The sequence below is a fragment of the Kordia sp. E genome, assembly GCF_056033805.1.
The window spans coordinates 1-4,666 of record NZ_JBRASR010000009.1 but is presented as its reverse complement, the minus strand read 5'-3'; the positions used below and the strand labels follow the sequence as shown (position 1 = coordinate 4,666).

The 4,666-nt window shown below is 35.3% G+C and carries 1 protein-coding gene; it reads left to right on the top strand.

The annotated features are described in order from the left end of the window. Positions 1-285 precede the first annotated feature (285 nt). Positions 286-4,666 (top strand): choice-of-anchor L domain-containing protein (locus ACUUYC_RS25285; protein WP_474270602.1); only part of this gene is annotated, 4,381 nt, incomplete at its 3' end.

Sequence of the window (4,666 nt, the reverse complement as noted above, 5' to 3'; positions counted from 1 at the left end):
AATGGAAACATTATGCCATCAGCTGATTATTGGTTTAGAGTCGAATATGTAGATCCATTTGATGGAACTCCAAAAGAATTTATCAATCATTTTACACTTAAGAGATAATTTACACTGAAATAAAAAAAAACCGAAGGAATACTACCTTCGGTTTTTTTATAAATATATAGTTTAGATTATATTAGTGAGATATTTTGTGTTAAAAAAATAATTAATTATTCTTCTTATTAATATATTTGAATACTAGCATGAAAAAAATAACCTGAACCAACCTAAATTATAGCTATGAAGGCAAAAATTCTCTCTATTCTCCTTCTATTAATCGGGCAACAAGTATATGCACAAACAATTACTGTTGATGATACTCTTACGCCAGAATTTTTAGTTAGAAATGTTTTATTTCGAAATGTTTGTGGAAATGAACCCGAAAATATCAGGGTAACGAATCATAGTGGAATGGATAATTTACCTGGTGAACAAAATGGAGCTAATTTAAATTTTGAAAGCTATGGTTTTTTTGATACGGGAGCTGCTGACTTCCCTTTTCCAGAAGGTATTATATTAAGTAGTTCAAGCGTAACTGCTATAGCAAATAATGGAGCCACTCTTAGCTTTGGAGGAACTAATTGGACAGGAGATCCTGACTTACGTGTATTAACAGGAGATAATGATGATGTATTTAATGCTACGGCAATTGAATTTCAATTCATACCATTATCCAATCAAATTAGTTTTAGATATATTTTAGCCTCAGAAGAATATACAACAACAGCATCGTATCCATGCTCTTTTGCAGATACTTTTGCTTTTATATTAAGTGGACCAGGAATTCCTAATTCAAACTTATATGATCATGATGCTAATCCAGGAACTCCCGAATTAGACTTGGATTTAGGAGGAAGAAACATAGCCTTACTTCCTAATTCTAATATTCCTGCAAGTATTACAAACATTCATAATTTTACATGTGGACCTGGATTAGGACAATTTGCTTTTCCCGAATTTTATGATTTAGTTGGTAGTAATAATGGTTCTACAGCATTTGATGGGCAAACGATACCACTTACAGCGCAAGCAGATGTAGTTCCTGGTGAGATTTATACAATAAAATTAGTAATTTCTGACTATTTTGATACTCAATTTGATTCTGCCGTATTCCTTGAAGGAGGAAGCTTTGATATTGGTTCCTTTGATTTAGGGAATGATAGATTAATTACATCAGGAAATCCTGTTTGTGAAGGTGATGCAATAACATTAGATGCTACATTTCCTGTTCCAGGAGCTACATATACTTGGTTTAAGGATGGAGTTGAACTTACAGGACAAACAAACCCTACATTAGATATAAGTACGTCAGGTATATATTCTGTAGATGTAATAATTTCTGCAAACTGTAGTACAAGTGATAGTATCACAATTGAATTTGCTCCGCTTCCAGTAGCAAATGAGCCAAATGATTTATTAGTATGCTCACCTGCGGGAATTGATAATGTTGAATTCGACTTATCTCTAGTTGATAATGATGTCTTATTAACGCAGAATAGCGCAGATTTTAATGTTAGTTATCACGCTACATTAGAAGATGCAGAAATGAATATAAGTCCGTTACCAACTTTATATACTAATGGTTCAAGTTTTGAAACAATATTTGTTAGAATAGAAGATTTATCAGGAATGTGTTTTGATACAACTAATTTTGAATTAGAAGTATATACGCAACCTGTGGCAAATATAGTGGCAAATGTTATTGTATGTGATGATGATACCAATGATGGAATTGAAAATTTCACACTAACAGATTATGATATACAAGTATTAGGAACGCAAGATGCTACTACATTTACGATAACTTATCATGGTAGTATAAATGATGCAACCAATAATGTAAATCCATTGCCAATAGCTTATCAAAACATGTTAAGTCAAGAAACAATTTATGTTCGAATTGAAAATAATAACAATACGAGTTGTAATGATATTTCGCAGTTTGACATACGAGTAAATACGCAACCAATAGCAATTCAGCCAGCAAACATGGTTGTCTGTGATGATACTTCAAACAATGGAACAGAAACATTCGATTTTACAACGCAAACTCCAATAATTATTGGAACTCAAAATGCCGCTGATGTAACTGTTTCTTATCATCCAACATTGCCAGATGCACAAGGAAATACAGCAGCTTTACCAACGACTTATGTAAATACAGATTTATTAGAAACAATATTTGTTAGAGTTAATAGTACAGACCCAACAAATTTATGTTATACGACAACTAGTTTTGAAGTACAAGTGAATTTATTGCCAATTTCAGTTCCTCTAGCAACGTTAGAAGTCTGTGATGATGATGCTGATGGCTTTTTTGAATTTACACTAACAAATTCTGATGCTCAAATAATTGCAGCACAAACTTCTACAGATCCAATAATAATTAGTTATTACCTAACACTAGCAGATGCAATTGCAGGTGGCGGAACACCGCTTCCGTCAATATATGTAAGTGATAGCCAAACAATCTTCATTCGTATCGAAAATACAGTTACAGGATGTTTTAACACATCTTCTATAGGTTTACAAGTAAATCCTGAAATCGTAGCAACTGTACCGACAAACTTTAGTGTATGTGAAGGTACAAATGGAAATGATACTGATGGATTAGGAACATTTGATCTATCTACAAAAGATCCTGAGATTTTAGGTGCTTTGATAGGAACTGCTTCTGTAACCTATTACACAACTGATGCTGCTGCACAGGCAGGAGTTGCTGGTACAGAAATCATGGGGTTATACACAACGGTAACACCTCTTTTAGAAACTGTGTATGCAAGAGTAACGGATGATATTACTGGATGTTTTGATGTGATTGAATTCATCTTAATTGTAGATCCACTTCCGAATTTAGATAACATTCCGCCATTGATTGTTTGTGATTTTAACAATACAGGTGATATGATGGAAATATTTGATTTAACAACACATACAACCGTCATAGAAAATGGACAAGTAGGTCTTACCGTTACCTATCACATAAACCAACCTGATGCTAATGGAGGTTTAGCGGCGATTACGAATATCAATGGACTTGATGAACAAATGGTTTGGGTTAGAGCTGTAAATGCTTTAGGATGTTTCCAAGTAGGAAGTTTCGAATTGCAATTAGATCCACTTCCACTTTTCGTTGTTCCTACAGATTTAGAAGCCTGCGATGATGAAACTGCCGATGGTATTGCTTTAGTAGATTTAACGGTTAAAAACGATGAGATCACGGCAATGAATCCAGATTTAAATGTATCTTATCACTTAACACAAGCTGATGCAGATACAGATATGGCTGCGATCAATGCTGCTGCGTATGATAACACGGCAACGCCAACGATGTATACTGTATTTGTACGTGTAGAAGATATCAATACAGGCTGTCATATAGTAACACAACTTACGGTTAACATTAATGATACTCCTGGAGTTTTCCCTGCAACACCATTAGAATACTGTGATACAGACAATGATGGTTTTGGTATTTTTGATATCAGAAGCACCGAGAGTCAAATTACAGGTGGTGTAATTCCAGGACAAGTAACAGTAACTTATCACGAAACACCAGAAGATGCTGATAACAATGTGAATGTTTTAGCGGATAACTATACCAATATCAATGCCTATACTCAAACAATTTATGTCCGTGTGGAGAATGTCCTTACGGGATGTTTCAATGTAGTATCGCTTGATCTTATTGTTCATGATTCACCTGAGATCGCTGCGATGGATGCAACAATTCTTGCTGAATGTGATACCGATACTGATGGGATTGCACAGTTTGATCTTACTCAAAGTGAACCAGACATTCTAAATGGAGAAGATCCATTAACTCATGATATTTCTTATTATAATACACAGGTCAATGCTGTTTTAGGAACTGGTGTAGGTCAGATCAACAATGCAAACGCCTATAGTAACATACCACCAAGTCCACAAGTGATTTGGGTACGTGTGGAGGATTTAGCCACAGGTTGTTTTACAGTGACCAATCTAACGCTTGTTGTCAATGAATTGCCAACGCTTGTGCAACTCACAGGTTTAGAAGCATGTGATGCCGTTAGCCTTAATGATGGGATTGAAGTATTTGATCTAACGTCTCTTGCTGAGGACTTACTTAACAGCGCGCCAGGGGTTAGTCTTAACTACTATGCTAATGCAGCGGATCTAGCTAGTGATACTCCTATAGCGGATCCAACGATGTATAGCAATACTGAGATTGGTGTACAAACCATCTTTGTAAGAGCCACCAATGATACCACAGGATGTGAAAACACCATCACCTTTGATATTAGAGTCAATCCACTTCCGAGTCCAACCCTTGATCCAAATGGGATGCTTACAGCTGACATCTGTGATGAGGACAATGATGGATTCCAACTCTTTGATTTAAATGATTTGGTAAATGATATTATCAACAATGAGCCTGATGTAGATTATAGTTTCCATGAGACACTAGAAAATGCACAGATGAATCTATTCCCGCTTGCCTCTCCATATACCAACATTATGATGGATAGTCAAACAATCTATGTCTTGGCAACCAATACTGTGACAGGATGTTTTACTGTTACACCATTATTATTAACAGTTACACCAATTCCTGTATTGCCACTGGTGATTACAGATT